Origin of the sequence: Accumulibacter sp., assembly GCF_016789985.1 — a bacterium.
Lineage (GTDB): Bacteria > Pseudomonadota > Gammaproteobacteria > Burkholderiales > Rhodocyclaceae > Accumulibacter.
The window spans coordinates 1-6,015 of record NZ_JAEUOL010000286.1 but is presented as its reverse complement, the minus strand read 5'-3'; the positions used below and the strand labels follow the sequence as shown (position 1 = coordinate 6,015).

The following is a 6,015-nucleotide window of genomic DNA, read 5'->3' as shown; positions in this document are numbered from 1 at the left end:
AAGGCGCCATCAACCGCTCTGACCAGCGCCTTTCGCTCAAACTCCATCTCACCCATCGGGTGACCCTCCCTCTTGGCCCCAAACCCTCATCAATGCTCAGTTTGCACCAATGCTGGGAGGTTCAACTGAGGAAAATAGGATCATCACAAGGAGCGTCATCCATGGCCCGGGAGAAGACGTCACCCTCGCCGGTGACCGACCGCGGGATACACCTTGTCTTGCTCTTTGCCCTCGTTGCGGAGCACCTGTCGATTTGCTACGAGCCTCGCCAGTGGCCGAAGGAGGCGCGTGCGGTGAGTCTCGTCACCGACTGGCCGGCAAGGTCCGGACGTCGCCTGCGGGTTGATGAACGACGACAGCTTGCGGCGCTGAGCGGTCAGTTGGCCAGGCAGATCGCGGCAACCCTCGGCCGGGAAGCCGGATTGCAAACCGTCCATGAAATGATGGAATCGCTCGATTCCGATCACCAGTCCGAGATCGAACGATCGCTGATGGTGGAATGCGAACGGATGCTCGACGGCGCTCTGGCCGATCGGCCCTGAGCCAGCCGGTGTGTTATCTGCCGGCGGTGTCCGGGGAAGGACACGGAGCGGGCGGATTGACCGCCGGCCCGACCTTGATTGACGCTGCTTGATCGCCTGGGTATTCTCGTTCTGGTGCCGCTCGATCTCCTTTCCCATAACGCCAGTTTACTGCCCAGATCGAGGTGGCGCGGCCTGCTGGGCGTCATCCTGGGTCTGCTGTTGTTCGTGCCACTGCTCGGTGGGGGAATTTTTTACCTCGAACAACCGCGTCTGCAGGAGGAGGTCTTTGCGGATCTGAACGCCATCGCCGAGCTGAAGGCCGGCCAGATCGAAACCTGGCTTGACGAGCGACGCGGCAATGCCATGATCCTCGGCGCCAGCCCCGGACTGATTGAAGATGCCGTACGCGCGGCGGGTGGCGAGGATGTCGGGGCACGGCGACGCCTCGTCGAACGTCTCGAGACGCTCAGGCAGGCGTACGCCTACGAGGGCTTCGTGGTGGTGGATGCCGGCGCCCAGCAAATCCTCGCGGTGGGTTTGCACGAAACATTTGCCGAGGCGCCGGTCCGACAGGCGCTCCAGAGAGCGTTCCAGACTGCCCGTGTGGTGACGACCGATTTCTATCGCAGCGCATCGGGTCGCGTCCACCTGGATGTAGTGGCGCCGCTGGCGCAGGAAGTCGGCGGCGCGCGCCGGGTGGTGGGCGCCGTCGTCCTCGACACTCCGGTCGAACGTCTCGTTTTCCCGCTGATCCAGAGCTGGCCGACACCGAGCCCGAGCGCCGAAACGCTGCTGGTGCGCCGCGAGGGGGACGCCGTACTGTATCTGAACGAATTGCGCCATCGCCAGGGAGCGGCCTTGCTGTTCAGCCAGGCACTCGATGATCCCGATCTGCCGGCGGCGCGCGCCGTGTTGGCCGGTGTGCCACAGTTCGTGCTGGGGAAGGACTACCGCGGGGTCAGCGTACTCGCCGCCACGCGTCCGGTAGCCGGCACCGCGTGGCATCTGGTGGCGAAGATCGACCGCGATGAAGTGCTGTCTCCACTGCGCAAGCTGGTGTTCTGGGTCAGCCTGGTCGCGACGGCCGCCGTCCTGGTCGTCGCGCTCCTGATCCTTCTGCTGTGGCGTCAGCAAACACGAACACACCGATTCGAGCTGGCAGCCCAGGAAATCGAGAAGGCTCACCTGCTCAACTTCTTTTTCGATCTTCCCTTCGTCGGCATGACTGTTCTGTCCACGGACAACCTGCGCTGGCTGCGTTTCAACGACCGCCTGTGCGAGATCCTGGGTTACCCCCGCGACGAGCTGGTCGACCTGACCTGGATGCAGCTCACCTACCGCGACGACCTCGCCGCCGACCTGCTCCAGTTCCAGCGCGTCACGAGCGGCGAGACGAACGGATTTCGGACGGATAAGCGCTTCGTGCGCAAGGACGGCATCGTCATCACGGCCATGACGGATGTGCGCGCGGTCCGGCATGAGAACGGCGGGGTTGACTTCCTGGTCGCGACCGTTCAGGACATCACGGCGCGCCTGCAGGCGGAGGGCTTCGCCCAGGAAGTGCTGGACAATGTCGATCAGGGTTTCGTGGTCTATGATCGGGCGCTTCGGGTGGTGGTGTGGAACCGGTTCCTCGAGCGCGCCATTGGGGTGCCGCGCGACGCCGCCATCGGCAAGCAGGTCCATGAGCTGTTCCCGCAGGCTCGGCAGCACGGCATCGAAGCCTATCTCGGACGTGCCCTGGCGGGCGAAATGGTGATGGCCGACGGGTTCGTTCCGCGCTTGCGCGGAACGACCGAACTCCTGGCGCCGGAGGCCGCCGCAGAGCGTCGCGGTGATCCGCTGCTGCTGTGGACCTTGTCCTCCTATGCGCCGCATCGCAACGCTCATGGCGAGATCGACGGGGTCCTGGTGAATGTGGTCGACATGACCGCGCTCAAGTACAGCCAGGACTCGCTGATCGAGTCCAACGAAAAGCTGCGGCAACTCTCGCAATACCTGGAGCGGGTGCGCGAGGAGGAGCGGGTACGCATCGCGCGTGAGCTGCATGATGACCTCGGCAGCACGCTGACCGGGGTCAAATGGGCGATCGCGATGGCCATCGATCGCGCCCGGGAGGCGGCGCTGCCCGGCGACGAACAGTTGGCCCACGCGTCGCGCTTGCTGGATTCCGCTGTCGATACGATGCGCCGCATCATCAGCGACCTGCGGCCGAGCGTTCTCGACCAGCTTGGCGTATGGACGGCGATCGAATGGTATGCCGGGCAGGTCGAGGAGCGCACCGGTCTGCAATGCGTGATTTCCATTGCGGACGAGGTCGAGGCGATCGCTGTCGATGCCGAGCGTGCTACGGCAATGTTCCGCATCGTCCAGGAAGCCTTGACCAATTGCGTCCGTCATGCCCAGGCCGCGCGCGTCGACATCGGTATCCGGCGCGCCGCCGGTGCCGTCGTGATCGCGGTCGAGGACGACGGCGTGGGTCTTGGCGACGAGGCCCTGATCAAGGCCGGATCCTGGGGCCTGCTGGGTATCCAGGAACGTGCCGCCCGCTTTGGCGGCGACATCACGCTGTCGCGCGGCGTGAAGAAGGGAACGATCATTGTTCTGCGTATGCCGGTTTGACGGGCGATGAACGTGCCCGCGCTGCAGATCCTGCTGGTCGACGATCATGCCGTGGTGCGCGGTGGTCTGGGGCTGCTCCTGGCCCAGACCGGCGACATGGCGGTGGCGGGCGAGGCGGAGAACGCCGATCAGGCGATCCAGTTGATCCGCCAGAGGGAATTCGATGTCGCGCTGGTCGATATCGGACTGCCCGGCAAGGGCGGTCTTGACCTGTTGAAGCAGATCAAGAGCGAGCGGCCGCGGCTGGCCGTGCTCATGCTCAGCATGTACGCCGAGGAGGTCTATGCCGTGCGCGCGCTGAAAGCCGGCGCGGCCGGCTACCTGACCAAGAACAGCCCGCCGGCGACGCTCCTCGCGGCGATCCGCAAGGTCGCCGGCGGCGGCCGGCATGTCAGCCCGGTGCTGCTGGAGCAGTTGGCGGTTGAGGTGGGGCGCGGCAGGAAGTCCGCCGCCGAGGCCCTCTCGGATCGCGAGGTCGAGGTGCTGCGGCGGATCGCCTCCGGCGAGAGTCTGAACCAGATCGCCGAGGCGCTGTACCTCAGTCCCAAGACGGTGACCACCTATCGTGCCCGCATTGTCGAAAAGACCGGGCTGCACAGCAACGCCGAACTCGCCCGCTATGCCCTGGCGAAGGGCCTGTTGTCATGACGCGGCGCCGGACCGGTCGCGCGCAGCTCGTGTGGCGAGCGGGTATCTGCTCGCTCAGGGTTGCGCCTGCCCGGTGCCGGCGCTTGCGTGCTGTAGGGATTTCCCGACGGCTCCGCTGTCGGCCATCGCCGACAGGAAAATTACACGCGCTGCCGATAGCCGATGTCCGGCGCGCAGGGGATGATGCAGTCTCGATGGCATGACGCGCAGGAAGCAGCTGCTTCCGGGCGCGGCGCAACAACCGAGGAGACAAGCATGGATGCCTGCGCATCGATCACCCTGCAGCATGACCGAACCCGTGTCCTTCTGGTTGATACCGACAACCTGTTTCTCGACGATGTCGGAAGCGCGCTGCAGGCGGACGCCGGGCTCGATGTCGTGGCCACCGCCCGTTCCATCGAAGACGCCTACGCTTGCGCGGCGCGGTATACGCCCGACGTGATCATCATCGGTTGGGGCAAGGCAGCGCGGGCTTTTGTGCATGCCGCCCTGGCCAGCCAGTCCGCCAACGGGATCAATCCGCTGATCGTCATCGTGCTGGCACAGGGAATCACCAGCATTCCCGGTCTCACCTCGCTCAGTCTCCTGCCCAACGTTGCGCTGATGGGGCATGTGCAGGTCGAGAAGTGGCTGCTCCGGCCAAGGTCATCGGCTTCTCCCCTCCGCATGCACTGACCCGCCTTGCGCCGGTCGTCGAAGTGCGCTGCAGGCAAGGGACATCCGGCGCGGCCTGCGTGCCAGGGGCGGAGCACAATGCCAGCCGCCCTTGCGTCGGGGTGAATCTCTCTCCTTATTGTGACCAGTCGTGATGTCGATCCTGATCGTTGATGACTCAGCCGTGGTGCGCAGCATGTTGCGCGAGATGCTCGCACAGGTCGAGGGTGCCGAAGTGGTGGGCGAATTTGCCAGTCCCGCCCCGGCCATCGCAAGTATCCGCCGCGCCCCGCCGGATGTCGTCCTGCTCGATATTCAACTGACCAATGGCAGCGGGCTGGAGGTTCTGCGCGAGGTGAGAACGCAACATCCGGGTGTCAAGGTGATGGTGTTCACGAACTTCGCCGAGGAGGTGTACCGCAAGCGATGCCTGCAGGCCGGTGCCTATGCCTTCTACGACAAGAAGAGCGATCTGCACATCCTGCGGCAGGCCCTGCGTAAGCTGGCTTGCGCTTAGCGAGCATCGATCCGCCGCGCTACGGGTTACCTGGCCACCGCGATCGAGGCCAGTCTCAGGGATGCGTCAGGAAGAACATGATCCCCAGACCGACCAGCAGCACGAAGCTCGACAGAAGCACTGTCAGGCGATGCATGACCTTGTCGTAGGTGCGGTGAATCAGGCTATGGATGGCATGCAGTCCGGCGCAGGCGCAGGACCCGGTAACCAGCCGGTCGGGTGCGGGCGTGCTGGCCAGGGTGTGCTGGGCACGCAGCTCGGCTTCCTGGGCAGTGCGCAGGAGTTGTGGTTGCGAGGTGGATCGCCTGCGTCGAAAATGGTCGGGCGTGGCTGGTGGCTGACAGGAAAGTCGATATGACTCCTGCGCTCATTGCGCGACTGATCCGGTGCAGGCAGGCGTCGGAAAGGTTTCCGAACCGCTCCGGTAGCCATCCGGATGGCTCCGGCAAGGATCCGGACGACTCCAGCAAGCATCCCGACGTATCGGGAAGTCATTCGGGGCATCGTCCCGGCCGGGTAGAGCGTGCTGCTGGTGTGCACGCCTCCGAGCGTCACGTCGTTGGCCGACACCACCTTGATGCGCACAAATCGGTCGTTCAGTCGTCCCCAGCCGGGGTTTGCTTCGAGGTAGTCACCAACGACGACGCCGTACGCGGCTTCGAGCGTCGTCACCGCCGCGCCGGCGTTGGTGACGGCGGTCATGTTCTTGCTCGTGCCGTAGGTTTGTACCGCCGCCAGGGTCAGGCCGCGGCGGCGCGGGTCAGTGCCATCGTTCTATATGGACGCCTCCCCTTTGCCAAAGTCGGTTTTGGTGTGTTGGGACAGATAGGCTGCAGTTCCATGTCCGGCCTGGCAGTTCCATATCCGGCCTGTTATGCAGGGACAGACCTGCTGGCCCTGATGGAATCCGCTGGCCCGCGCCTCATTCTCCTTAAGGACTCAAAGTTCAAACAACGATCCAGGCTTGGCGGGTCACGGTCTGACCTGTTTGCCATCACACTTTTTCGACCTTGCGCAACCTTTGCGGCGGCCACTCCTTTCTTCAAAGTG

The 6,015-nt window shown here is 64.5% G+C and carries 6 protein-coding genes; all 6 read left to right on the top strand.

Annotated elements, in window-relative coordinates; all coding sequences use genetic code 11:
- Positions 1-161: 161 nt before the first annotated feature.
- Positions 162-542, top strand: coding sequence for a hypothetical protein (locus tag JNK99_RS16445; protein ID WP_291855183.1), 381 nt, complete (start codon positions 162-164; stop codon positions 540-542).
- Positions 543-620: 78 nt separating this feature from the next.
- Positions 621-3,146, top strand: a complete 2,526-nt coding sequence (locus JNK99_RS16440) for a PAS domain S-box protein (protein ID WP_291855180.1) — start codon at positions 621-623, stop codon at positions 3,144-3,146.
- Positions 3,147-3,152: 6 nt separating this feature from the next.
- Complete coding sequence (locus tag JNK99_RS16435) at positions 3,153-3,794, top strand: response regulator transcription factor (protein ID WP_291855178.1); 642 nt, start codon at positions 3,153-3,155, stop codon at positions 3,792-3,794.
- Positions 3,795-4,049: 255 nt separating this feature from the next.
- On the top strand, positions 4,050-4,469 hold the full coding sequence (locus JNK99_RS16430; RefSeq protein ID WP_291855175.1) for a hypothetical protein: 420 nt from the start codon (positions 4,050-4,052) through the stop codon (positions 4,467-4,469).
- Positions 4,470-4,602: 133 nt separating this feature from the next.
- Positions 4,603-4,965 (top strand): response regulator transcription factor, encoded by a 363-nt coding sequence (locus tag JNK99_RS16425; protein ID WP_291855172.1) that lies wholly within the window; start codon positions 4,603-4,605, stop codon positions 4,963-4,965.
- Between the two features lie 354 nt (positions 4,966-5,319).
- On the top strand, positions 5,320-6,015 hold a 696-nt coding region (locus tag JNK99_RS16420), incomplete at its 3' end, for a hypothetical protein (RefSeq protein ID WP_291855169.1).